Here is a 21,038-nt window from a genome sequence, read left to right as displayed (position 1 = left end):
GCCTTCCTATAATATTCTGCAATGAGCGACACAAACGCCTCATTTCAGGCCGACGAGCCATTCTTCCAGGCGCTGCTGACACCGCACCGGTCGCTGGGTAAAACCGGCTTTGCCATCCTGATGGGCGCCCTGCTGTTCGGGTGGCTGGTGACCGGAGCGTTTTTTCTGTCGCGCGGCGCCTGGCCGGTGTTCGGCTTCTTCGGCCTCGACGTTATTGCCGTCTATATCGCCTTCCGCGCCAATTATCGTGCCGCCCGGGCTCGCGAGGAGGTGTCGGTGTCGCGCACCAGCCTCGACATCCGCAAGACTGCCCCGTCAGGCAAATCGGAAGCACATCGCTTCAATCCATTCTGGGCACGCTTTTCGATCGCCCGCCACGCCGAGATCGGCATCACCAGAATGGCGGTCGAGGCGCAAGGAAAAACCGTCTCGATCGGCGGCTTTCTCAACCCCGACGACCGCGAGAGTTTTGCCGCCGCATTTTCGCGCGCTCTGGCGACCGCCAAGGCGCGCTGACGATCAGAACCGAAATCTCAATAGCCTGCCGACCCTCCGAAGAGCCGGAATGTGGCTCCAGAGGCGAAAGACCAGTCCGGCGAACCAGCTCACACGGGCGGCATGTTCGGGTTTGTAAGCCATGGTTTCCTCGACCAACCGCAGGCCGGGCACTGACCGTTCCAAGTCGCGCGGATCGTTGATGGCCCAGTGGAGTTCGGCGCCAGTGGCGCGGCACGACGGGTTGAGGCGCACGAGCTTTAGACCCAGGTCGCTGTAGGCATCGCAGACAAGTTCGCCGCTGGCCAGATGCGACACAAGCCGCGAAACCAGCCTTGGGCCCTCGTCAGCGGCAAGGTAGGGTGTCAGGCCCTCCGCCACGACCATCGCCGGGCGATCGCCGGGCACTTCGTCCAGCCAGCCAGGCTCGGTGACGGATGATCCGATCAGGTGATAATGCTCGCGCATCGGATAGAGCTTGCGCCTGAGCTCGATGACTTCGGCATAATCGACGTCGAACCAGTCCACGCCGGGCGGCGGATCGATGCGGAATATTCGCGTGTCCAGCCCGCAGCCGAGATGCAGGACAATGGCGTTCGGGTTGTTCGCCAGAAAAACCGAAACCCAGTCGTCCAGCGTCTTGGCCCGGATCGCCAGACCGACGCCGAGATTGTTGTCGACCTTGAGCCGCGAGAAGTCGTAGTCGATGCGGCGAACCGCCTCGTCCGCGAAGCGGTCTTTCAGCAGCGAGTTGGGAAGCCGGCTTTCCAGCGCCTTGCCATAAACGGTGATCAGCAGCGTTTCTTTTTCCTTGGTCAGCTGCACCTTCTCGCCGGCCATGATTGTCCTCCCATTCAAAGCCAGCTCTATCTGGGTACATGCCGCGGGAAAGCAAGTTTCGGGTGGTGATCGGCGCCGCGAAAGACGATATTCGCACTCAAGGAGATACTGCCATGAACGCCCAAATGCCTCTCAAAACGACAGCAATCCTTCAGAAAGACATCACGCCTGAAGGCGGCGACTACGAAATCGTCCGTCGTGCCATCGAAAAGATCAGCCTCGACTATCGCGACCAGCCTTCGTTGGAAGTGCTGGCCGAGGAGGTCGGCGATACGCCGACCGGGCTGCAGAAGCTGTTCACCCGCTGGGCCGGCCTGTCGCCCAAGGCTTTTCTGCAGGCCGTCACCCTCGATCATGCGCGCAAACTGCTCGATGCCGGCATGCCGCTGCTTGAAACCTCGTTCGAACTCGGCATGTCCGGCCCAGGCCGGCTGCACGATCTGTTCGTCACCCACGAAGCGATGTCGCCGGGCGACTACAAGACCCGCGGCGCCGGGCTCACCATCCGCTACGGCTATCATATCTCGCCTTTCGGCATCGCGCTGATCATGGTGACGGACCGCGGCCTTGCCGGCCTCGCCTTCAACGACCCCGGCGGCGAGCGTGCGGCCTTTGCCGACATGTCCAGCCGCTGGCCGAATGCGACCTATGTCGAGGACATGGCGGCGACGGCGCCCTATGCCGCGCGCATCTTCGATCCGTCGCTGTGGCGCGCCGACCAGCCGCTGCGCGTCGTCATGATCGGCACTGACTTCCAGGTCCGTGTCTGGGAGGCCTTGCTGCGTATTCCGATGGGCCAGGCCTGCACCTATTCCTCGATCGCCGCGCGCATCGGCGCACCGAGCGCCAGCCGGGCTGTCGGTGCCGCGGTCGGTGCCAATCCGATGTCCTTCGTCGTGCCGTGCCACCGGGCTCTCGGCAAGTCCGGCGCGCTCACCGGCTACCATTGGGGCCTGACGCGCAAACGCGCCATCCTCGGCTGGGAGGCGGGACAGGTCTCTTCTTGAATAGCCAACGAATGGAACGACAGGAGCGATGCAAGGACCGCTAGGGTGACAAGCAGCGATCTTACGGAGTAGCTTCCCGCGCAATTAGAGTGATATGCGCTAGCGGGAGGCACTTCTTGATCGTCGTCATCGGCTCCATCAATCTCGACCTCATCGCCAGTGTCGACCGCTTGCCCGGTCCCGGCGAGACCGTGCGCGGCTCCGGTTTCGCCACTGCCCCCGGCGGCAAAGGCGCCAACCAGGCGCTGGCCGCCGCCCGCGCCGGCGCCAAGGTGCGCATGGTCGGCGCAGTCGGCAAGGACAGCTTCGCCAGCGACGCTCTGGCGCTGCTGCGCGACGGCAAGATCGACCTGTCCGGCGTCGGCGAGACCTTTGCCTCGACCGGTACTGCGCTGATCATGGTCGGCGCCGACGGCGAGAACGTGATCGCCGTTGTGGCGGGCGCCAATGATTCGGTCGTGCCGGGTGACCTTTCCAAAGCTTTCCTGAAAAACGGCGACGTCGTGCTGCTGCAACTGGAGATCCCGCTGCAGACCGTCGAGGCAGCACTCGACGCGGCAAGGACGGCCGGCGCGATCACCGTGCTCAACACCGCACCTTTCCATAGTGACGCGGCCGGCTTCCTCGGCAAGGCCGACTATCTCGTCGCCAACGAAACCGAGTTCGACCTCTATGGCGAGGCGCTGTCATTGAGCGGCCGCGACCGCCCGGCACGGATGCGCGACTATGCCGCGAGAACCGGCCGCACCATCGTCGTCACGCTTGGCCCGGACGGCGTTCTGGCGGCAATGCCGGACGATCTTCTGATGGTTCCGGCGCTGCAGATCACCCCGCTCGACACGGTCGGCGCCGGGGACACGTTCTGCGGCTATTTTGCTGCCGGGCTGGCAGCCGGCCTGCCGCTCGACCAGGCGCTTGCCCGCGCTGCCGCAGCCGGTTCGCTGGCCTGCCTGAAAGCCGGTGCACAGCCGGCCATCCCGCTGGCCAGGGACGTCGATGCCGCCTTGCAGAAATCTGCAGGCTAAAGCGGGATGACAGCCGTGCGCCCGACCACGAAGCATGCGGTGCCGCCCCCCGGCGACATCTGCCGCCTGTCTGCCGTGGAGCTTGCCGAGAAGATCAGGCGCCGGCAACTTTCGGTGTGCGAAGTGATCGCGGTATTCCTCGACAGGATCGAGGCGGTGAACCCGCTGGTCAACGCTATCGTTTCATTGCGTGAGCGTGCCGACATCCTGCACGAGGCCGACAGCGCTGACACCCATCTGGCGCGAGGAGGAGATACCGGATCGCTGTTCGGCCTGCCGATCGCGATTAAGGACCTTGCGCTGACAAAAGGCCTGAGAACCACCTTCGGCTCGCCGATCTTCGCCGATTTCGTGCCTGAGGAAGACGACTTCTTCGTCGAGCGCGTCCGCAAAGCCGGCGCCATCATCATCGGCAAGACCAACGTTCCCGAATTCGGACTTGGCTCCAACACCTACAACACCGTGTTCGGACAGACGCTCAACGCGTTCGACCCGGCGCTGACCGCCGGCGGCTCGAGCGGCGGCGCGGCCGTCGCGCTGGCGCTCGACATGGTTCCCGTTGCCGATGGCAGCGATTTTGGCGGTTCGCTGCGTAATCCCGCTGCCTACAACAATGTCTATGGCTTCCGCCCATCGCAGGGATTGGTGCCGGCTGGCCCTGACCTTGATGTGTTTCAGGCGCAGATGGGCGTCGAAGGGCCGATGGGACGCAACGTGCGCGACATGGCGTTGCTGCTCGACGTTCAGGCCGGCTATCATCCTCGCGCGCCGCTGTCGCATGATAGGCCAGGCTCGTTCCTCGAAGGGCTGGAAGCACCGGCGGCCGGCGGGCGCATCGCCTGGCTCGGCGATCTTGACGGCCACCTGCCGGTTGAAGCAGGCATTCTACAGCTTTGCGAGGCCGCACTCGGTCGATTCGCGGATGTATCCTTCGAGGCCGAGCCGCTGATGCCGGAATTCGACTTCGAAGCGCTGTGGCAGGCCTTTGTAACGCTTCGCCAGGCGAGCAGCGGTTGTGCGCTCAAGGCGCATTACGACGATCCCTTGAAACGCAGTCTGCTGAAGCCGGAGGCCGTGTGGGAGGTGGAACATGCACTGCGCCTCACCGCGCCACAGATCCACGCCGCAACGGTGAGGCGCTCGTCCTGGCATCGAATGCTGCTATCGCTCTTCGAGCGTTTCGACCTGATTGCGCTGCCAGCCGCACAGGTCTTTCCCTTCGATGTCGTCACCCACTGGCCAAGGGAAGTGGCGGGGCGTGCCATGGACAGCTATCATCGCTGGATGCAGGTCTCAGCGCTCGCCACGCTGGGCGGCTGCCCGGCGGTCAACGTGCCGGTGGGCTTCGACGCCAGGGGCAGGCCAATGGGCATGCAATTGATCGGGCGGCCGCGCGGTGACCTCTCGGTGCTGATGGCGGCTGCCGCCTATGAGGCAACACTGCCGTGGCAGGCCGGCGCCTGCTGACATCAGCTCCGCATTGTCGGCGCCTCGCCGACTTGCACGCAACTCATCGCCATGCATTGATCGCAACAGCGCGCCGCACGAGCGGCATTCTGCGGAGGGAAAAAATGTCGCTGGAACTCTACGCCACCTATGTCGTCGCCTGCATCGTCATCATCCTGGTGCCGGGGCCGACGGTGACGCTGATCATCGCCAACAGCATCCGCCACGGCTCGCGCGCCGGGCTCGCCAATGTCGCCGGCACCCAGGCCGGACTGGCCATCATGATCGCCATCGTCGGCATCGGGCTGACATCGCTGATCGCCGGCATGGGCCACTGGTTCGAATGGGTCCGGCTGATTGGCGCTGCCTACCTGATCTGGATGGGCGTGCAGATGTTTCGCTCGAAAGGCAAGCTGAACGCCGACGGATCGGCAAAAAGACCGCGCGGCGGCTTCTTTTTGCAGGGGCTGCTGGTGGCGATCAGCAATCCGAAGACGCTGGTGTTCTTCGGCGCCTTCTTTCCGCAGTTCATCGCGCCTGAAGGCAATTACGCATTACAGATCGGCGTCATGGGTCTCACCGCCATGATCTTCGCCGCCGTCTCGGATTCGACCTACGCGCTGGCCGCCGGCCGCGCCGGACGCCTGCTGTCGGCCGGCCGCGTCAGGCTGCTGTCGCGAATCAGCGGCAGCTTCCTGGTCGGCGGCGGCCTTTGGCTGGCGTTTTCCAAGGCGAAGTAACGGCCGCGAGTCCGGCGACGCCAACAGCAACATCCTGGAATAGGAAGGCCGATTGAAAGTCGGCCTTCAGGCCACCACATGAATCAACAGTGGGGATTCATGTCTATGCCGTGGACTTATGCGGATTTGAAAAGGAACGCGTTTGGCGTGATTCTGTTCATCGCTTTGTTCGCGGCGATGGTTCCGTCGGTTCTGAACAAATGGGCGAATGACGCAAGTCCGATCCGGTCGGTCGACCCGGTCGATGCAACGATCAAAAGTGGACAGGGTAAAGGGCAGAATATCCAATATCTGCTGGTCCTTGAGAACGGTTCGACGGTCCTGGTTTACGACGACCTCCCGCATCTGATCGACTCGCGCGTCGGCATCGAGCGGGTAACGCGCGACAATGGCTTCGTCTTTTACCGGTTTGCAAATTGAACCATGACAAGAGCGCGGCTGGCCTTCACCTTGCTGATACTGCGGGAAAACCTCCGGGGCATCATCACCACCAGCCTTGTGGTGGGCGTCTGCATTTTGGCAATCGGCGCACTGATTGCAAGGCGGAGCAGCCCCATCATCGATGTGGAGCGCGTGCCAGGCACTGTGGTTAACGTCCTCAACGCTTCCCCAAATCCCGAAGGTGCGGTCGGTGACGGATTCCGCTATCTCTACGGAATCCGCCTCGAAGAAAATAATCTCTTGGTGTTCGTATATGGCGACCCGAGCGCGCCGCGCGCCATCGGCTCGCAAGTTTTGATTGAGCGACAGCGTCGCGTGAACGAAACCGAAACGTATCGTCTGCTTCGGGAATGAAAGACGGCCCTAAAGCCGCCCCAGCCTTTCCAGCAACAGCTCGAAAAACGCATCATGGTCGATGTCACGCATCACCATCGCGTTCTTCGGCCGCTTGGTCACTCCCCACCAGTCGATAACCGTCATGCCCATGGTGAGCTCCGAGGCGGTTTCCACGCTGACATTGCAGTTGCGGCCCTTGAACAGCTTCGGCTTCAACAGATAGGCGATGACGCAAGGATCGTGCAGCGGGCCGCCATCGGTGCCGTATTTTTCCTCGTCGAAACGTTCGAAGAATTCCAGCATGTCCGCGGTGGCCGTGCCGACCCTGGTGCCGAGCTTGCGGAAGGCCTTCGTGCGCTTGGCGGTGGTCAGCGCCTTGTGGGTGACGTCGAGCGGCATCATCACGATCGGAATGCCCGATTTGAACACGACATCGGCGGCATGCGGGTCGACATAGATGTTGAATTCGGCGGTCGGCGTGACATTGCCGCCCTCGAAGAAGCCGCCGCCCATCAGCACGATCTCCTTGATGCGCGGCGCGATTTTCGGCTCGCGGATCAGCGCCAGCGCAACGTTGGTGAGCGGCCCGAGCGCGCAAAGCGTGATCGTGCCGCTCTCCTCCCTCATCAGCGTCTCGACGATGAAATCGACCGCATACTCGTCCTGCAGCTTCATCTTTGGTTCGGGCAGTTGTGGTCCGTTGAGGCCGGTCTTGCCATGCACTTCCTCGGCGGTGACCAGTTCGCGCGCCAGCGGCCGGATGGCGCCTGCATAGACCTTGACGTCCGGCCGGCCGGCCAGCTCGCAGATCTTGCGGGCGTTTTTTTCGGTAAGTTTCAACGGCACGTTGCCGGCCACCGCGGTGATGCCGACGATCTCCAGCTCGGCGCTGCCGAGCGCCAGTAATATGGCGACGGCATCGTCCTGGCCGGGGTCAGTGTCGATGATGATCCTGCGGGATTGGGGCATTTCAATTCCTTGTTTTGGCAAGTCTTTTTGGGCGGGACGTGTGACGGCTTGAAGTCTGCCGGGCGGCGGACCATATCAAGACCATCGGGAAAAATGCCATCCGGGTTTTTCCACTTTATGTCGCTCTTGAGAGGACACTGTAACATGAGCCGAATGACGCCTTTTTCCAGCCCGCTTCTCCTCGGTTTCGATTCCATGGAAAAGACGCTGGAGCGGTTGGCAAAGTCCGGCGATAGCTATCCTCCCTACAACATCGAGCGCCTCAGCGGTGCCGACGGCAAAACCGAAAGGCTGCGTATCACGCTCGCTGTCGCCGGTTTCGCGGAAAGCGATCTCGATGTCACAACGGAGGAGAACCAGTTGGTCGTGCGCGGCCGTCAGAACGACGACACCGAGCGCGAATTCCTCCACCGCGGCATCGCCGCGCGCCAGTTCCAGCGCTGCTTCGTGCTGGCCGACGGCATGCGGGTGATTGCGGCGGAATTGAAGAACGGCCTTCTGTCGATCGATCTCGATCGGCCGGAATCCGAACGGCTGGTACGAAAAATAAACATATCGGTGAAAGACTGATTTTTGCCGATAGCTCTCATGCGGGATGGCCTTGAGCGGCGTCTCGCGGCAAGGAGGCTTGAAATGACCAGAACTAACGAAAATATCATCATGACCAGCGGCGAATTCGCCCATCTCGGCGAAGGTTCGGTCGCCTATCTCAGGAAAGTGTCGAGCGACGATCTGCGCGGCCGTTTCCCGGGTCTCGGCGAAATCGCCTCCGGGCTCGAACTGTGGGCCCTGTTTGCCGCCAATGGCCAGCCGATCCTGCTTTCGGACGCTCGCGACCGGGCACTGGCTGGCGCGCTGGAAAACGATCTGACCCCGGTCGCTATCCACTAACGTCGCTATCCACTGACAAATACGGCGCAGCGATCTGGTTGGAAACGGACAGGGCCGCTCACGGCGGCCCTTCAACGGATTTGATCAAAACCTCAGGCGGCGTGCGAGGCCTGCGTGTCCGACAGCAGCGCGTGGATGGCTACGGCGTCACGCGTGCCCCTGATCTTGGCAACCGTGTCGGCATCGCGCAGCACCCGCGCGATGCGCGACAGCGCCTTGAGGTGGTCGGCGCCGGCACCTTCGGGAGCCAAAAGCAGAAACACCAGGTCGACCGGCTGATCATCGAGGGCCTCGAAGTCCACCGGTGTCTCCAGCCGGGCAAAAACGCCGGCGATCCGCTTCACCCCGGCCAGCTTGCCGTGCGGAATGGCGATGCCGTTGCCGACGCCGGTCGAGCCGAGCCGCTCGCGTTGCAGGATGGTATCGAACACCTCTCGCTCCGGAATGCCGGAAATCGCCGCCGCCCTTTCGGACAGCAGTTGCAGCAGCTGCTTTTTGGAGTTCGCCTTCAACGTCGGCATGATTGCCGGAACGCTGACGAGATCGCTCAGATCCATGCTTGAAATCCCTTGTTCGCCTGCCGTCGCCAGTCCCCACGCTCGCGTGCGGCTGGTTTTTACCCCTGCGCGACCTTGGCCGTGGACGGGTCAATCCAGCCAATATTCCCGTCCGGCCGGCGATAGACGATGTTGAGATGGTCGTTTCCGGCATTGCGGAAGACCAGGACCGGGCTGTCCTTGGTGTCGAGTTCGATCACTGCTGACGCCACCGACATGGTCCGCAGCGTCATGGTCGATTCGGCGACGATGGCCGGCGCGAAATTCTCCGGTATGTCCTCCTCGTCGTCGGCAAGCGGCGCCATCACCGTATAGGCGACGTCGGTGAGCTCGCCGTTGCTGTTGCCTGAATTGTGCGACTTCAGCCGGCGCTTGTAGCGCCTGAGGCGTGTTTCCAGACGGTCTGCCGCGGTATCGAAGGCAAGCGTTGGATCCTGGGCATCGCCGGTCGCCTGCAGCGAAGCACCGGAATCCAGCCGGATCATGCAATCGGCCGTGTAGCGCGACCCCGATTTGACGACTACGATTTGCCCTGAAAAGCCCCGATCGAAATATTTCCCGATCACTTCGCCGACACGGTCGTTGATGCGCGTACGGAACGCATCGCCGATATCCATGTGTTTTCCCGATATGCGCAGTGTCATCTGAAAACTGACCTTCCTTGCTCAGGCTTCAAACTGTCCCGAGTTTATACTCGTGGTCCGTGCGCACAAGCTTTTGCGGCGTCACTTGCGCCGATTTTAGATCCGAACTTTCCGGTTGATCACAAGCCGCCTTCTTGGCCGTCCCGTGGCCTACGTCGTGACGGACCATCTCTCGTGCGGGCATCAGCGAACTCAAATCCACTCGCCAGCCCGTCTCATGCGGGCGGGCTTCTAGCCACTTCGTTGCCGCTTGTCAATGAAGGGCGAAAGCCGTGGAAATTCCGCCGGAGCTCAACGGCCGGCGCTGGCCAAAGCGCGTTTTTCGCGCCGCCGCTGCACCGAAGAGGGTATGTTCATGCCTTCCCGGTATTTGGCCACCGTGCGCCTGGCGATGTCGACGCCGCTTTCCCGCAGCATGTCCACGATGGCATCGTCGGAAAGCACATCGACGGCTTTCTCCTCGTCGATCAACTGCTTTATGCGGTCGCGCACCGCTTCCGACGAATGCGCATCGCCGCCACCAGACGAAGCGATCGAGGCGGTGAAGAAATAGCGCAGCTCGAACACACCGCGCGGTGTCAGCATGTATTTGTTTGCCGTGACCCGGCTGACCGTTGATTCGTGCATGCCGATGGCGTCCGCCACCGTGCGCAGGTTGAGCGGCTTCAGGTGCCGCACGCCGTGGACGAGAAAAGCGTCCTGCTGGCGCACGATCTCGGAGGCCACCTTGAGAATGGTCTTCGCCCGCTGGTCGAGGCTGCGCGTGAGCCAGTTGGCGTTCTGCAGGCATTCGGCGAGGAAATCCTTTTCGGCCTGGTTTTTCGCATGCGGCGTGACCTGGGCGAAATAGATGTGATCGACCAGTACACGCGGCAGCGTCTCGGCATTGAGTTCGACCGTCCAGCTGCCGTCATTGGCTGCGCGCACCTCAACGTCGGCCACGATCGCATCGCTGGCACCGCGCGAAAACGCCATTCCCGGCCGCGGGTCGAGCGCCCGGATCTCAGCCAGCATGTCGAGCAGATCCTCCTCGTCGACACCGCAAATCCGCTTCAGCGTCTGGAAATCGCGACGTGCCAGAAGTTCGAGATTGGCGATCAGCGCCTTCATCGCCGGATCGAGCCGGTCGCGCACGGCAAGCTGCAGCAACAGGCATTCGGCGAGGTCGCGGGCGAAGATGCCGGCCGGCTCGAATGTCTGGCAGACCGCCAGGACCTTTGCCACCGCCGTGGCGTCCGCGCCGAGGCGGGCCGCGATCTCGGCCATGTCGGCACGCATGTAGCCGGCCTCGTCGAGGCCGTCGGCAAGCTCGCTAGCGATCAGGCGCGTCGCCGGATCGGCAAAGGCGAGCGCCACCTGCTCGCCGACATGGTCGCGCAGCGTGATGGCAGCCGCCGCCATATCCGCGACGTCGAAGCCGTCGGAGGAAGAGGTGGAACCGTTGCCGGACGCCGATTTCCATTGCGCCGTCAGGTCGGGCCCGAGCCGCTCGCTCGTACCAGGATCGTCGGGAAACAGGTTTTCCAGCGACGTATCGAGCTTTTCCGAGATCGCCTCGGCGCTCCACGCCGTCTCCGCTTCGAACCAGTCGCCGTCGGCAGCCGGTTCCGGTGCAGCGTCGCCCTTCTGCGCCTGGTCGCTGGCGGCGTCCTCCTGCGGTTCGGCGCGTTCCAGCAGGGGATTGCGTTCGATCTCGTCGTCGATGAAGCGTTCCAGCTCGAGATGGGTGAACTGCAGCAGGCGGATCGACTGCATCAGCTGCGGCGTCATCACCAGCGACTGCGACTGTCGTAGCTGTAGTTTTGCCGCCAACGCCATGGTTCGGTTTCAAACGCTCCGTCTACGCACCCGCACTGCTGGAAGGAATTTTCCAGGCCAGCATAGAAACTGGCCCGGCTTTTGCTTGTCAAGGCGAGGAGCGGTAAAACTCGCCTGCCGGCGCGTTTTCAGGCAGAAAATTGAAGAAAAAGCTGCTGGACTACGCCGGAAATCCCGCTCGAACCGGAATTTCGCACTTAGAGCGTAAATCCCTCGCCGAGATAAAGCCGCCGCACATCGGCATTTGCCACCACTTCGTCGGCACGCCCATGGGTCAGCACCTGGCCGGCATGGATGATGTAGGCGCGGTCGATCAGGCCAAGCGTCTCGCGGACATTATGGTCGGTGATCAGCACGCCGATGCCACGTGCCGTCAAGTGGCGCACGAGCTGCTGGATGTCGGCGACGGCGATCGGATCGATGCCGGCGAAAGGTTCGTCGAGCAGCATGTAGGCAGGGCGGGTTGCCAACGCACGAGCAATTTCGAGGCGTCGCCGCTCACCGCCGGAGAGCGACAGCGACGGAGCCTTGCGCAGATGGCTAATATGGAATTCCTCGAGCAATTCGTCGAGCAGGCGCTCACGCTCCTTGCGGCTCTTTTCGACCACTTCGAGCACGGCCCGGATGTTTTGCTCGACATTCAGGCCGCGAAAAATCGAGGCTTCCTGCGGCAGATAGCCGATGCCGAGACGAGCGCGGCGATACATCGGCATCGACGTGACGTCGAAACCGTCAATTTCGATCGTGCCTTCATCGACCGGCACCAGGCCGGTCACCATGTAGAAACAGGTCGTCTTGCCGGCGCCGTTGGGGCCGAGCAGCCCAACCGCCTCGCCGGCGCGCACGCCCAGCGTCACGCCGCTGACGACTTTGCGGCCCTTGTAGCTTTTGGTCAGCCCTTTGGCGATCAAGGTTCCCTTGAACTTTGCCGCTTCGACGGTGATCCTGGCCGGTGCCGCAAGTTTGCTGGCGGCGCGCGCTGGAAGACGCGCCAGCAGCGACGATATGCCGGTCATCAGGGTTTCGCTGCTCCAGACTTCGCCGGCGGCGTGATCGACATCATGACGCGGCCGCCGCAAGCGTCGACCTGGGCAAGGCCGCTCTTCATCTGCACGGTAAGCTTGCAGCCGACAAGCACGTTGTCGCCTTGCGAGAGCACGACCTTGCTGCCCGAAAGCACCAGCACTTCGGTCTTCATGTCGAAGGTGCCGCGGTCGCCAGTGGCAACCTGATTGTCCGATTTGATGTAGACCTTGTCGTCGACCTCGAGATGGTCGATGTTGGCGGATCCGGTCATTGCCGCGGCACCCGCGGGCTGGGCGCCTTTAGCGGCGCCTGCATCCCTGACGTAATAGACCGTCATTTTGCCGGCCTTGAGCACGGTTGGACCCTGGACGACGTTGACGTTGCCGGTGAAGACGGCGACGCTTTCCGCCTGGCGCACCTCGAGCTTGTCGCTTTCGATCTGGATAGGCTTGTCGCCCGACAGCCTGAGGCCGGACATTTGGCTGGTGGCACTGGATTGCGCCAGCGACGGCGCCGTCCCGAAGGTCAGCCCCAAGGGCAACCCAAGCGTCAACGCCGAAATCGCGGCGAGGCGCCGTGCCGAACTACTGAACCGCATTGGTCTCTCCGCTCTTTGCCTCTGCCGCCTTCAAACTGGCGGGATCGATGTCGACGCGCACCTTGTTCTCGAAAACCAGGACCTTGCCATTGTCCTGGACCGACATCGAATCCGCCCTGATCCGCGACCCGCCGCGGCTGACATCGACGGGCTCGCTTGTCTTCATAGTGCCTTCGCCCATGTCGAGATAGACTGATTTGAATTTTGCCACCACACCATCCGTGGTCGACACGGTCACGTCGCTGGTCAGGCTGAGCGTGTTGCCGTCGCGATCGTAGGTGCCGTGCGTGGCATTTATGGCGGCCGTGTTGTCGGCCGCAATCGGCAGCTTGGCCTTGATACCTTCCAGATCGATGATGCCTTGTTTGCTGACGTCCTGTATCGCGCGCAGCGCTGTCATCGAATAGGGCAGGTCCTGCTTGGTGAAGCCGTTGAGCTTGGGGTTGGCCATCACCAGCTTGCCATCGGCAAAGGCGCCGCCGTCGGCCTGCACCTCGATTGCAGCGGGAGCCATGAGATAGGAATAGACCGGAAACGCGACCGCGATCACGGCAGCGACCAGCGGCACGGCCAGCTTGAGGATCCGGACCCGGCGCGAATGACGCCGCGCAATGTCAAACGCGTCGACCCGCGCCCGGCCTGCGGCCTTGGGAGCCAACTCCGTCTCGGTGTTGGTCGGTTCGATTGGTCCCGCTAACATGACTGCTTCTTCTAAACCCCTGCCCGCCAGGCCGCCCTATAGGTGGGGTGCCGGCGCCCTCAAGCAAGCACAAGCCGAGGAAAACCGCAAAAATGTGACAGCCGCCCCTGTACAATGAAAATGGCCCCAGCGCAGCCTGTACCTCATACCAGATATGGGCGCACAGTGTTAGAGCCTGTGGAACGTGACAGGTTGAGGCTTGCCGCGAATGCCCAAGACGCCTTTGGCGCAAGGCCGTCAGGAAACGGTAGCCGGGCGCGAATGGTTGCTTTAAAAGCATCTGCTCCCACCGACTATGAGGCTGACCATGGCATTGAGAGCCGACGACCTGATCGACCGCCGCCGCTTGCGCCGCAAGCTGACATTCTGGCGTGTTGCGGCGATTATTGTCGCCGCAGCCGGGCTGATCGCCTTTTCGGCGTGGATCTATGGTGACGACTTCACCGGCGCGGCTGTCGACCACATCGCCAAGGTCAAGATCGAAGGCACCATCACCGAAGACGAAGAACTGATCAAGCGGCTGGAGGCCATCCGTCAGTCGCCGCGCGTCAAGGCTGTGATCCTGTCGATCGATTCACCCGGGGGCACCACCGTCGGTGGCGAGTCGATCTACGAGGCAGTGCGCAAGCTCGCCGCCGACAAGCCGGTGGTGGCCGAGGTCGGCACGCTCGCGGCTTCGGCGGGCTACATGATCGCCACTGCGGCCGACCATATTGTCGCACGCAAATCCTCGATCGTCGGGTCGATCGGCGTGCTGATCCAGTACCCGGACGTCAGCGGCCTCATGGACAAGCTCGGCGTCAAGCTGGAGGAGGTGAAATCCTCGCCCTTGAAGGCCTCGCCTTCTCCCTTCAAGCCGACCAATGACGATGAGCGCGCCATGGTCCGCAAGCTCATCCTCGACAGCTACGACTGGTTCGTCGGCATCGTCGCCGAGCGCCGCAACATGACCAAGCCGGAGGCGCTGGCGCTCGCAGACGGGTCGATCTTCACCGGCCGGCAGGCGGTCACCAACAAATTGATCGACGCGGTCGGCGGCGAGGCCGAAGCGATCGACTGGCTTGCAGGCAAGGGTGTCGATGCCAAGCTCAAGGTGGTGGAATGGAAGGACACGGAAAAACCCAGTGGTTTTCTGTTCTCCAAGGCGATGGCGCAGACCGTCGGCGCTGCGCTTGGCCTGCCCGGCCATGGCGGCGACGTCCTTCACGAAATTGGAGTGGACCGCTTGTTTCTTGACGGTCTCGTTTCCGTCTGGCACCCTTGAGGAACCGCTTGGGACGAGTGAAAAAGCAAATAAAATCATTCTGATAATTTCGGCGGCACTGCTTTCACGGGGAGCCTTTTCATGATCAAATCCGAACTTGTGCAGATCATCGCCACGCGCAATCCGCATCTTTTCCTGCGCGACGTCGAAAATATTGTCAGCGCCATCTTCGATGAAATCACCGACGCGCTTGCCGAGGGCAACCGGGTCGAGTTGCGCGGCTTCGGCGCGTTTTCGGTGAAAAACCGCCCTGCCCGCACCGGCCGCAACCCGCGCACCGGCGAATCCGTAGAGGTCGAGGAGAAATGGGTACCGTTCTTCAAGACCGGCAAGGAATTGCGTGAAAGGCTGAACGGAGGCAAATAGGCGCGGCACCCGCCACCGCTCCTGCCTTTTCTTCCGAACGGAAAAACATGTTCAATCGCTTTCTCCTCATCGTGGTTTTCGTGCCGCTGGCCGTCATCCTGATTGCCTTGGCCGTCGCCAACCGCGAACCGGTCGCCTTCACGCTCGATCCGTTCAATCCCGGCAATCCGGCGCTGACGCTCACCGTGCCGCTCTTCATTTTCTTGTTCCTGGCGCTGGCCATCGGTATGATCGTCGGCAGCCTGGCGACCTGGATCAAGCAGGGCCGCTACCGCAAGCTGGCGCGCCAGCGCGGCGCCGAGGCCGAGAACCTGCGCCAGGCGGTCAGCCGCGCGCCCACCGCGTCGCAGGGCCAGGCCTTGCCGAAGCCGACGAACTGAGCCACGGCTCGGGCCTGAAGCGCAGCTGGCCTATTTCTCTACGGAGCCTTTCATGCTGACGATTTCCGCCGCCGAGGTCGACCGCGCGCTGACCTTTTCCGGGCTGGTCGAGACGTTGCGCGCCGCTTTTCGCGACGGCGCCGTGCAGCCGGTCAGGCACCATCACACGGTCGAGCGGCCCGATGGCGCCGCCTCGACGCTGCTTTTGATGCCGGCCTGGACCGACTTCAACGCAGCCGGCACCTCGGCCGATGGCCATATCGGCGTCAAGATCGTCACGGTGTCGCCCGACAACAATGCCGTCGGCAAGCCCGCGGTGATGGGGCTTTACCTGTTGCTCGACGGTGCCACCGGCGAGCCGCAGGCGTTGATCGATGGCCAGAGGCTGACGCAGTGGCGCACGGCCTGCGCCTCGGCGCTGGCCGCCTCCTATCTGGCCCGTGAGGACGCATCGCGGCTGCTGGTGGTCGGCGCCGGCGCGCTGTCGCCATTCCTTGCAAAGGCGCATTCGGCGGTGCGTCCGATCAAGAACATCCGCATCTGGAACCGCACGCCGGCGAATGCCGAAAAGGTCGCGGCAAAATTGCGTGCCGAGGGTTTTTCGGCCGAAGCAGCAGGCGATCTCGACGCCGAACTCGGAAAGGCCGATATCGTATCGTCGGCGACCATCACCACCACGCCACTGATCAAGGGCGCACTCTTGAAGCCCGGAACCCATGTCGATCTGGTCGGCGGCTTCACGCCGGCGATGCGCGAAAGCGACGACGACGCGATTGCACGCGCCGGCGTCTATGTCGACACCCGCGCCGGCGCCACCAAGGAAGCCGGCGATATCGTTCAGCCGCTGGCCTCCGGCGTGTTGAAGCCGGAAGCCATCGTCGCCGATCTCTATGAACTGGCACGCAGCCAGAAAAAAGGCCGGCAGAACGACGACGAGATCACGCTGTTCAAGTCGGTCGGCGCAGCCCTCGAGGACCTCGCCGCCGGCATTGCCGTGTATCGGGCAAGCGTAGGGGAGTAGGGGAGTAGGGGAGTAGGGGAGTAGGGGAGTAGGGGAGTAGGGGAGTAGGGGAGTAGGAAACCGTACTGATGGTGCGGCGCCGCGCCAGCTATATTTCCTGTCACGTACTCCCTTGCTGCCTTACTGCCCTACTCCCTTACTCCCGTATTCCACTACTCCCCTCCTCCCTTACTCCCTTTGCCAATAAGCCCGCAGCCGGTGGCTGTCGGGATCAAGCGCGACGAAGGTGCGGCCGAAATCCATGTCGGTCGGCGTCTGCAGAATTTTCAGCCCGCGGCCGGCCCACTCGGCATGGGTGGCGTCGACGGCATCCGGCGTGTCCAGTGCAAAGACGATCTCGGCGCCGCCGCCTGCTGCCGCGGCGGCCGGCTCCACGGTGTGACGCGACCAGAGGCCGAGCTTGAAGCCGTTGTCGAGCACGAATAGCACGAAGGTCGGCGAGGTCTCGACCGGCTGCCGCCCAAGCAGCGCGCTGTAGAAGGCGCCGCTTTGCTCAGGCTTGTCGACATAGAGGATGACGAAATTGGGCGGTGTCATGAATTGCTCTCCAGATGGTTTCGACTGGAGGAGCATAGCGTACGCCACTGCCAGATTCTGGCAGCAGTCTTAACTGAGCAGCAGCCTTAGCTTGGCTTGTCGAGCGTCGCCCGCCATTCTTTGAGCAGCACTTGACGGCGGCGCGGATAGCGCATCTCGGTGGCGTTGAGGCCGGATATCCGATCGGCGCGAAAGTGCCTGAAATCCTGGCGCATCTCGCACCAGGCCGCGACGACGCGCACCTTGTCGAAGAAGCCGAGTGCGAACGGCCAGACGGTGCGCTCGGAGGCAGCGCCGCCGGCGTCGCGATAAACAAAGCTCAGCTTGCGCTCCTCCCGGATGGCCTGCCGCACCACGCCGAGATCGATGCCTTCGGTGACCTCGGTGCGCGACCCGACCAGCAGCGTCGAGGCGTCGAGCTCTTCGCGCAAATCGTCCGGCAGCACCGCGGCGATCTTGGCCAGCGCGTCGGTGGCGGCGTTGGCAAGCCGCCAGTCCGGCTGCTTGGCCACCCAGCGCGAACCGAGCACGATCGCCTCGATCTCCTCATCGGTGAACATCAAGGGCGGCAGCATGAAGCCAGGCCTGAGCACGTAGCCCAGCCCCGCCTCGCCCTCGATCGGCGCGCCCTGCCCCTGCAGCGTGGCGATATCGCGATAGAGCGTGCGGATCGACACACCCATTTCGCCCGCAAGGCTGCGGCCGCTGACCGGCCGGCGATGCCGGCGCAGGATCTGGATCAGGTCGAGCAGGCGTTCGGCGCGGGACATGGATCGCAACCCGGTTTGGATGGATGCCCAATTTGAATGGACGATAGTGCGCCTGCGGTTTCGGCGGCAAGCGAGATGATCGCCGACCGGAACGTCTGCGGTCTGACGCCGTTGTCTGGCCATTATGGATATACGCGGTTTTCTGTTGTTCTGGTCGGTTTTGAGCGCCATCGTCGCTGCGCTCAGCCTTGGGCCGTCCTTCGCCCACGTGCTGGAATCGGTGCCGCGGCTGACCAGATGGTCGCCTTCGCTCTGGCGTGAAACCACTGTCTTCAATGCTCAGTTCCAATTCTTCGCGATTGTCGGCGCGCCGCTGGACGTGGCGGCGATCGTCTGTCCGGGCCTCCTCGCCTGGATGCTGCGCAGCGATCGCCCGGTATTCTGGTGGGTCTTGGCGGCCACCGTGCTTTATCTGATGGCCCTCGTGGCGTGGTTTACCCTGGTCAAACCGGCAAACGATGTCCTGGCCACCTGGGTGCCTGGACCGATCCCGGACAATTTCGAAACTATCCGGAGCCGCTGGGAAACCGGCCATATGGTCGTCACCGGCTTCAAGGCCGTTGGTTTCATAGCGCTCGCAATCGGCCTGCTGTCGATCAGGCGCGGCTGATCCGGTTGCACACGTCGGCAGCCCTTTTGTTGCGCCGGTCAATGTGCTGTGGCAGAAGCGGCCAAGCCGCCGTCCGGAGATGCGCCTTCTTGAAACCTTTTCGCGACAAACGCCGCGACAGCCGCCCGTCCGCGAAGGGCGGGGCGGAGCAGCCGCGGCGGCGCGACGCCGGCCTGACCGCCGGTTCGGAGCCTAAACTGCAGGACCGGTCCGAGCCGAAAGCCGCGCCACGCCTGCTCTCGCGCCGCGATGGCGCGCTGCCTGCCGAACATCTGCCGCTGATCCTCGAGGTCGGCCCCAATCAGGACTACGCGCTGCTCGACAGCGGCGCCGGAGAAAAACTCGAGCAATACGGTCCCTACCGCATCGTTCGGCCGGAAGGCCAGGCGATCTGGCAAAAGGCTTTGCCGGCCAGGGACTGGGAGCGCGCCGACGCCATTTTCACCGGCGATACCGACGAGGAAGGCATCGGCCGCTGGCGCTTCCCCAAGACGCCGCTCGGCGAGACCTGGCCGATGAAGCATGACGGCATAGACTATCTCGGCCGCTTCACTTCGTTTCGCCATGTCGGCGTCTTTCCCGAGCAGGCCTCGCACTGGGACCACATGGCCGGACTGATCGCGGCGGCAAAACGGCCTGTGAAGGTGCTGAACCTGTTCGGTTACACCGGCCTTGCCTCGCTGGTGGCGGCGCGTGCCGGCGCCGAGGTCACGCATGTCGATGCTTCCAAGAAGGCGATCGGCTGGGCGCGCGAGAACCAGGAGATGGCGGGCCTGTCGCAAAAGCCGATCCGCTGGATCGTCGACGATGCCGTGAAATTCGCCGAACGCGAGGAGCGCCGCGGCAGCCGCTACGACATCATCCTGTTCGACCCGCCCGCCTATGGCCGCGGACCGAAAGGCGAGGTCTGGCAGCTGTTCGAGGACCTGCCGGCGCTGACCGATATCTGCCGCGCGATCCTGACGCCGAAGCCGCTCGCCGTGGTACTGACCGCCTATTCGATCCGCGCCTCCTTTTTCGCCATCCATGCCCTGATGCGCGACACCTTCGCCGGCATGGGCGGCACGGTCGAATCGGGCGAATTGATCATCCGCGAGAAATCTGCCGGTCGGGCGCTTTCGACCTCGCTGTTCTCACGCTGGGTGGCCTGAATGAGTGCGTACGAACGGCATGCAGGCGCGCCAGGGCAGGTGAAGGAAGTCACCAGCCTCGCCAATCCGCTGATCAAGGACATCAAGGCGCTCGCGCTGAAGAAATTCCGCGACCAGCAGAATGCCTTCATGGCCGAAGGCCTGAAGCTGGTTATTGACGCGCTCGATCTCGGCTGGTCGATCAGGACGCTGGTCTTCGCCAAGGCCGGGCGCGGCAATGCGGCGGTCGAAAAGGTCGCGGCGCGCACGGTCGCCGCCGGCGGCACCGTACTTGAAGTCTCGGAAAAGGTGCTGGTCGCCATCACCCGCCGCGACAATCCGCAAATGGTCGTCGGCGTGTTCTCGCAGAAATTGCTGCCGCTGAAAGATATCCGCGCCCGTGACGGCGACGTCTGGGTGGCGCTCGACCGCGTCCGCGACCCCGGCAATCTCGGTACCGTCATCCGCACGGTCGACGCCGTCGGCGCCAGGGGCGTCATACTGGTCGGCGAGACCACCGATCCCTTTTCGGTCGAGACGGTGCGCGCCACCATGGGCTCGATTTTCGCCGTGCCGGTCGCCAAGGCGACGCCCGAGGCTTTTCTCGCCTGGCGAAAGAGCTTTCCCGGCCTTGTCGCCGGCACCCATCTGAAGGGTGCGGTCGACTACCGCTCGGTCGATTTTTCAAAAGGCCCGGTGCTTTTGATGATGGGCAACGAGCAGCAAGGCCTGCCTGACGAGCTTGCCGCAAGCTGCGACAAGCTGCTGCGGATACCGCAGGCCGGCCGCGCCGATTCGCTCAACCTTGCGGTGGCCACCGGCGTCATGCTGTTCGAGATCCGGCGCGGCACGCTGAAGCTCGGCCCGGAGGACGCCAGATCGTGACATCCCAAACCGTGAAACTGCAAACCATGAAGTCCTGGAGGCCCTATGCTCTTCTGGTCGTCGCCGCGATAGCGCTCGACCAGTGGCTGAAATATCTGGTCGAAACCGGCCTTGCCTTTCAGGAACGGCTCGACCTGCTGCCGTTCCTGGCGCTGTACCGCACCTACAACACCGGCATCGCGTTCTCGCTGTTTTCGTCCTTCGGCGACACCGGCCTGGTGGTCGTCGCGGTTCTGGTGGTCGCTTTCGTGCTCTATCTTGCGGCCCGCACGCCGCCCGGCCACCTGCTTGCCCGCATCGGCTTCGCACTGATCGTCGGCGGCGCGCTCGGCAACCTGATCGACCGCGCTGCCTATGGCCACGTCATCGACTATATCCTGTTTCATACGCCGGTCTGGTCCTTCGCCGTCTTCAACCTCGCCGACGCCTTCATTTCGGTCGGTGCCGTGCTGGTCGTCTTCGACGAACTCATTGGCTGGCGGCGCGGAACGTCGAGCGATTGACCTCACTCGCCTGGCGCCGCACATTCTGATCTGCAAGCC

The 21,038-nt window shown here is 63.1% G+C and carries 27 protein-coding genes; 17 read left to right on the top strand and 10 right to left on the bottom strand.

Annotation, left to right across the window (positions count from 1 at the left end; translation table 11 throughout):
* Nucleotides 1-21 precede the first annotated feature (21 nt).
* Entirely contained in the window at nucleotides 22-516 is a 495-nt protein-coding gene (locus tag NKH70_RS08230; RefSeq protein WP_352713797.1) for a DUF2244 domain-containing protein, read from the top strand.
* A 3-nt stretch (nucleotides 517-519) separates the two neighbouring features.
* On the opposite strand, the gene NKH70_RS08225 is transcribed toward NKH70_RS08230, so the two are convergent.
* A complete protein-coding gene (locus NKH70_RS08225; protein ID WP_352713800.1) occupies nucleotides 520-1,335 on the bottom strand; it encodes a class I SAM-dependent methyltransferase in 816 nt (271 codons plus the stop codon).
* Between the two features lie 113 nt (nucleotides 1,336-1,448).
* On the opposite strand from NKH70_RS08225, the gene NKH70_RS08220 reads away from it, so the two are divergent.
* From NKH70_RS08220 to NKH70_RS08195, 6 genes are all read left to right on the top strand, one after another.
* Entirely contained in the window at nucleotides 1,449-2,342 is an 894-nt protein-coding gene (locus NKH70_RS08220) for a methylated-DNA--[protein]-cysteine S-methyltransferase (RefSeq protein ID WP_352713802.1), read from the top strand.
* A 116-nt stretch (nucleotides 2,343-2,458) separates the two neighbouring features.
* Nucleotides 2,459-3,367 carry a ribokinase gene (locus NKH70_RS08215; protein WP_353025076.1) on the top strand — a complete coding sequence of 303 codons (909 nt, stop codon included), beginning with the start codon at nucleotides 2,459-2,461 and terminating at the stop codon, nucleotides 3,365-3,367.
* A gap of 6 nt (nucleotides 3,368-3,373) precedes the next feature.
* Complete coding sequence (locus NKH70_RS08210) at nucleotides 3,374-4,834, top strand: amidase (protein WP_352713806.1); 1,461 nt, start codon at nucleotides 3,374-3,376, stop codon at nucleotides 4,832-4,834.
* 104 nt (nucleotides 4,835-4,938) lie between these two features.
* Nucleotides 4,939-5,553 carry a LysE family translocator gene (locus tag NKH70_RS08205; RefSeq protein ID WP_352713808.1) on the top strand — a complete coding sequence of 205 codons (615 nt, stop codon included), beginning with the start codon at nucleotides 4,939-4,941 and terminating at the stop codon, nucleotides 5,551-5,553.
* Between the two features lie 78 nt (nucleotides 5,554-5,631).
* Nucleotides 5,632-5,973 carry a hypothetical protein gene (locus NKH70_RS08200; RefSeq protein WP_353025075.1) on the top strand — a complete coding sequence of 114 codons (342 nt, stop codon included), beginning with the start codon at nucleotides 5,632-5,634 and terminating at the stop codon, nucleotides 5,971-5,973.
* Nucleotides 5,974-5,976: 3 nt separating this feature from the next.
* Entirely contained in the window at nucleotides 5,977-6,348 is a 372-nt protein-coding gene (locus tag NKH70_RS08195) for a hypothetical protein (protein ID WP_352713812.1), read from the top strand.
* Nucleotides 6,349-6,357: 9 nt separating this feature from the next.
* On the opposite strand, the gene NKH70_RS08190 is transcribed toward NKH70_RS08195, so the two are convergent.
* On the bottom strand, nucleotides 6,358-7,299 hold the full coding sequence (locus tag NKH70_RS08190; RefSeq protein ID WP_352713814.1) for a nucleoside hydrolase: 942 nt from the start codon (nucleotides 7,297-7,299) through the stop codon (nucleotides 6,358-6,360).
* Between the two features lie 144 nt (nucleotides 7,300-7,443).
* Between NKH70_RS08190 and NKH70_RS08185 the strand changes: the two genes are divergently transcribed.
* Together NKH70_RS08185 and NKH70_RS08180 are read left to right on the top strand one after the other, a co-directional pair.
* Complete coding sequence (locus NKH70_RS08185; protein WP_023675270.1) at nucleotides 7,444-7,869, top strand: Hsp20 family protein; 426 nt, start codon at nucleotides 7,444-7,446, stop codon at nucleotides 7,867-7,869.
* A 63-nt stretch (nucleotides 7,870-7,932) separates the two neighbouring features.
* Nucleotides 7,933-8,190 (top strand): BQ00720 family protein, encoded by a 258-nt coding sequence (locus NKH70_RS08180; RefSeq protein ID WP_352713815.1) that lies wholly within the window; start codon nucleotides 7,933-7,935, stop codon nucleotides 8,188-8,190.
* A 92-nt stretch (nucleotides 8,191-8,282) separates the two neighbouring features.
* Here NKH70_RS08180 and ptsN read toward each other — a convergent pair whose 3' ends face one another.
* From ptsN to lptC, 6 genes are all read right to left on the bottom strand, one after another.
* Nucleotides 8,283-8,747 carry a PTS IIA-like nitrogen regulatory protein PtsN gene (gene ptsN / locus NKH70_RS08175; protein WP_292663270.1) on the bottom strand — a complete coding sequence of 155 codons (465 nt, stop codon included), beginning with the start codon at nucleotides 8,745-8,747 and terminating at the stop codon, nucleotides 8,283-8,285.
* Between the two features lie 59 nt (nucleotides 8,748-8,806).
* Nucleotides 8,807-9,391, bottom strand: coding sequence for a ribosome hibernation-promoting factor, HPF/YfiA family (gene hpf, locus NKH70_RS08170; protein WP_023675267.1), 585 nt, complete (start codon nucleotides 9,389-9,391; stop codon nucleotides 8,807-8,809).
* Between the two features lie 291 nt (nucleotides 9,392-9,682).
* Nucleotides 9,683-11,209 carry an RNA polymerase factor sigma-54 gene (gene rpoN / locus NKH70_RS08165; protein WP_352713817.1) on the bottom strand — a complete coding sequence of 509 codons (1,527 nt, stop codon included), beginning with the start codon at nucleotides 11,207-11,209 and terminating at the stop codon, nucleotides 9,683-9,685.
* Nucleotides 11,210-11,406: 197 nt separating this feature from the next.
* Nucleotides 11,407-12,225, bottom strand: coding sequence for an LPS export ABC transporter ATP-binding protein (gene lptB, locus NKH70_RS08160; protein ID WP_352713819.1), 819 nt, complete (start codon nucleotides 12,223-12,225; stop codon nucleotides 11,407-11,409).
* Nucleotides 12,225-12,833: an LptA/OstA family protein gene (locus NKH70_RS08155; protein ID WP_292664963.1), complete on the bottom strand. Its 609-nt coding sequence runs from the start codon at nucleotides 12,831-12,833 to the stop codon at nucleotides 12,225-12,227. Before NKH70_RS08155 ends, lptB begins: the two co-directional genes overlap by 1 nt.
* A complete protein-coding gene (lptC, locus tag NKH70_RS08150) occupies nucleotides 12,820-13,533 on the bottom strand; it encodes an LPS export ABC transporter periplasmic protein LptC (RefSeq protein WP_352713821.1) in 714 nt (237 codons plus the stop codon). The genes NKH70_RS08155 and lptC overlap by 14 nt, the downstream gene beginning before the upstream one ends.
* Before the next feature lie 307 nt (nucleotides 13,534-13,840).
* On the opposite strand from lptC, the gene sppA reads away from it, so the two are divergent.
* The 4 genes from sppA (at nucleotide 13,841) to lhpI (ending at nucleotide 16,564) form a co-directional block, all read left to right on the top strand.
* The gene (gene sppA, locus NKH70_RS08145) at nucleotides 13,841-14,797 is read left to right on the top strand and encodes a signal peptide peptidase SppA (RefSeq protein ID WP_352713823.1); all 957 of its coding nucleotides are present in this window, start codon (nucleotides 13,841-13,843) and stop codon (nucleotides 14,795-14,797) included.
* Nucleotides 14,798-14,878: 81 nt separating this feature from the next.
* Nucleotides 14,879-15,163 (top strand): integration host factor subunit beta, encoded by a 285-nt coding sequence (locus tag NKH70_RS08140; RefSeq protein ID WP_023675261.1) that lies wholly within the window; start codon nucleotides 14,879-14,881, stop codon nucleotides 15,161-15,163.
* A 47-nt stretch (nucleotides 15,164-15,210) separates the two neighbouring features.
* Nucleotides 15,211-15,543, top strand: coding sequence for a DUF1049 domain-containing protein (locus NKH70_RS08135; RefSeq protein WP_292664966.1), 333 nt, complete (start codon nucleotides 15,211-15,213; stop codon nucleotides 15,541-15,543).
* Nucleotides 15,544-15,595: 52 nt separating this feature from the next.
* Nucleotides 15,596-16,564 (top strand): bifunctional Delta(1)-pyrroline-2-carboxylate/Delta(1)-piperideine-2-carboxylate reductase, encoded by a 969-nt coding sequence (gene lhpI / locus NKH70_RS08130; RefSeq protein WP_352713827.1) that lies wholly within the window; start codon nucleotides 15,596-15,598, stop codon nucleotides 16,562-16,564.
* Nucleotides 16,565-16,732: 168 nt separating this feature from the next.
* Here lhpI and NKH70_RS08125 read toward each other — a convergent pair whose 3' ends face one another.
* Both NKH70_RS08125 and NKH70_RS08120 read right to left on the bottom strand, forming a co-directional pair.
* Nucleotides 16,733-17,101, bottom strand: coding sequence for a VOC family protein (locus NKH70_RS08125; protein ID WP_353025073.1), 369 nt, complete (start codon nucleotides 17,099-17,101; stop codon nucleotides 16,733-16,735).
* An 86-nt stretch (nucleotides 17,102-17,187) separates the two neighbouring features.
* Nucleotides 17,188-17,871: a helix-turn-helix transcriptional regulator gene (locus tag NKH70_RS08120; protein WP_352713833.1), complete on the bottom strand. Its 684-nt coding sequence runs from the start codon at nucleotides 17,869-17,871 to the stop codon at nucleotides 17,188-17,190.
* A 124-nt stretch (nucleotides 17,872-17,995) separates the two neighbouring features.
* Between NKH70_RS08120 and NKH70_RS08115 the strand changes: the two genes are divergently transcribed.
* The 4 genes from NKH70_RS08115 to lspA all read left to right on the top strand — a co-directional run bounded on the left by NKH70_RS08115 (nucleotide 17,996) and on the right by lspA (nucleotide 20,999).
* Complete coding sequence (locus NKH70_RS08115) at nucleotides 17,996-18,481, top strand: anthrone oxygenase family protein (RefSeq protein ID WP_352713838.1); 486 nt, start codon at nucleotides 17,996-17,998, stop codon at nucleotides 18,479-18,481.
* An 89-nt stretch (nucleotides 18,482-18,570) separates the two neighbouring features.
* A complete protein-coding gene (locus NKH70_RS08110; RefSeq protein WP_352713844.1) occupies nucleotides 18,571-19,632 on the top strand; it encodes an RsmD family RNA methyltransferase in 1,062 nt (353 codons plus the stop codon).
* Nucleotides 19,633-20,496: a TrmH family RNA methyltransferase gene (locus NKH70_RS08105; RefSeq protein WP_352713849.1), complete on the top strand. Its 864-nt coding sequence runs from the start codon at nucleotides 19,633-19,635 to the stop codon at nucleotides 20,494-20,496.
* A 26-nt stretch (nucleotides 20,497-20,522) separates the two neighbouring features.
* Nucleotides 20,523-20,999: a signal peptidase II gene (gene lspA, locus NKH70_RS08100; protein WP_352468343.1), complete on the top strand. Its 477-nt coding sequence runs from the start codon at nucleotides 20,523-20,525 to the stop codon at nucleotides 20,997-20,999.
* Nucleotides 21,000-21,038 lie beyond the last annotated feature (39 nt).

The sequence above is a fragment of the Mesorhizobium sp. M0991 genome (genome assembly GCF_040318915.1).
Classification (GTDB): Bacteria; Pseudomonadota; Alphaproteobacteria; order Rhizobiales; family Rhizobiaceae; genus Mesorhizobium.
This window is presented reverse-complemented; position numbering and strand designations above follow the sequence as displayed.

Excerpts from the sequence above, each read along its gene's own strand:
- NKH70_RS08230 (WP_352713797.1), top strand. The coding sequence starts at position 22 with ATGAGCGACACAAACGCCTCATTTCAGGCCGACGAGCCATTCTTCCAG.
- NKH70_RS08225 (WP_352713800.1), bottom strand. The coding sequence starts at position 1,335 with ATGGCCGGCGAGAAGGTGCAGCTGACCAAGGAAAAAGAAACGCTGCTG.
- NKH70_RS08220 (WP_352713802.1), top strand. The coding sequence starts at position 1,449 with ATGAACGCCCAAATGCCTCTCAAAACGACAGCAATCCTTCAGAAAGAC.
- NKH70_RS08210 (WP_352713806.1), top strand. The coding sequence starts at position 3,374 with ATGACAGCCGTGCGCCCGACCACGAAGCATGCGGTGCCGCCCCCCGGC.
- NKH70_RS08205 (WP_352713808.1), top strand. The coding sequence starts at position 4,939 with ATGTCGCTGGAACTCTACGCCACCTATGTCGTCGCCTGCATCGTCATC.
- NKH70_RS08200 (WP_353025075.1), top strand. The coding sequence starts at position 5,632 with ATGAATCAACAGTGGGGATTCATGTCTATGCCGTGGACTTATGCGGAT.
- NKH70_RS08195 (WP_352713812.1), top strand. The coding sequence starts at position 5,977 with ATGACAAGAGCGCGGCTGGCCTTCACCTTGCTGATACTGCGGGAAAAC.
- NKH70_RS08190 (WP_352713814.1), bottom strand. The coding sequence starts at position 7,299 with ATGCCCCAATCCCGCAGGATCATCATCGACACTGACCCCGGCCAGGAC.
- NKH70_RS08185 (WP_023675270.1), top strand. The coding sequence starts at position 7,444 with ATGAGCCGAATGACGCCTTTTTCCAGCCCGCTTCTCCTCGGTTTCGAT.
- NKH70_RS08180 (WP_352713815.1), top strand. The coding sequence starts at position 7,933 with ATGACCAGAACTAACGAAAATATCATCATGACCAGCGGCGAATTCGCC.
- ptsN (WP_292663270.1), bottom strand. The coding sequence starts at position 8,747 with ATGGATCTGAGCGATCTCGTCAGCGTTCCGGCAATCATGCCGACGTTG.
- hpf (WP_023675267.1), bottom strand. The coding sequence starts at position 9,391 with ATGACACTGCGCATATCGGGAAAACACATGGATATCGGCGATGCGTTC.
- rpoN (WP_352713817.1), bottom strand. The coding sequence starts at position 11,209 with ATGGCGTTGGCGGCAAAACTACAGCTACGACAGTCGCAGTCGCTGGTG.
- lptB (WP_352713819.1), bottom strand. The coding sequence starts at position 12,225 with ATGACCGGCATATCGTCGCTGCTGGCGCGTCTTCCAGCGCGCGCCGCC.
- NKH70_RS08155 (WP_292664963.1), bottom strand. The coding sequence starts at position 12,833 with ATGCGGTTCAGTAGTTCGGCACGGCGCCTCGCCGCGATTTCGGCGTTG.
- lptC (WP_352713821.1), bottom strand. The coding sequence starts at position 13,533 with ATGTTAGCGGGACCAATCGAACCGACCAACACCGAGACGGAGTTGGCT.
- sppA (WP_352713823.1), top strand. The coding sequence starts at position 13,841 with ATGGCATTGAGAGCCGACGACCTGATCGACCGCCGCCGCTTGCGCCGC.
- NKH70_RS08140 (WP_023675261.1), top strand. The coding sequence starts at position 14,879 with ATGATCAAATCCGAACTTGTGCAGATCATCGCCACGCGCAATCCGCAT.
- NKH70_RS08135 (WP_292664966.1), top strand. The coding sequence starts at position 15,211 with ATGTTCAATCGCTTTCTCCTCATCGTGGTTTTCGTGCCGCTGGCCGTC.
- lhpI (WP_352713827.1), top strand. The coding sequence starts at position 15,596 with ATGCTGACGATTTCCGCCGCCGAGGTCGACCGCGCGCTGACCTTTTCC.
- NKH70_RS08125 (WP_353025073.1), bottom strand. The coding sequence starts at position 17,101 with ATGACACCGCCCAATTTCGTCATCCTCTATGTCGACAAGCCTGAGCAA.
- NKH70_RS08120 (WP_352713833.1), bottom strand. The coding sequence starts at position 17,871 with ATGTCCCGCGCCGAACGCCTGCTCGACCTGATCCAGATCCTGCGCCGG.
- NKH70_RS08115 (WP_352713838.1), top strand. The coding sequence starts at position 17,996 with ATGGATATACGCGGTTTTCTGTTGTTCTGGTCGGTTTTGAGCGCCATC.
- NKH70_RS08105 (WP_352713849.1), top strand. The coding sequence starts at position 19,633 with ATGAGTGCGTACGAACGGCATGCAGGCGCGCCAGGGCAGGTGAAGGAA.
- lspA (WP_352468343.1), top strand. The coding sequence starts at position 20,523 with ATGAAGTCCTGGAGGCCCTATGCTCTTCTGGTCGTCGCCGCGATAGCG.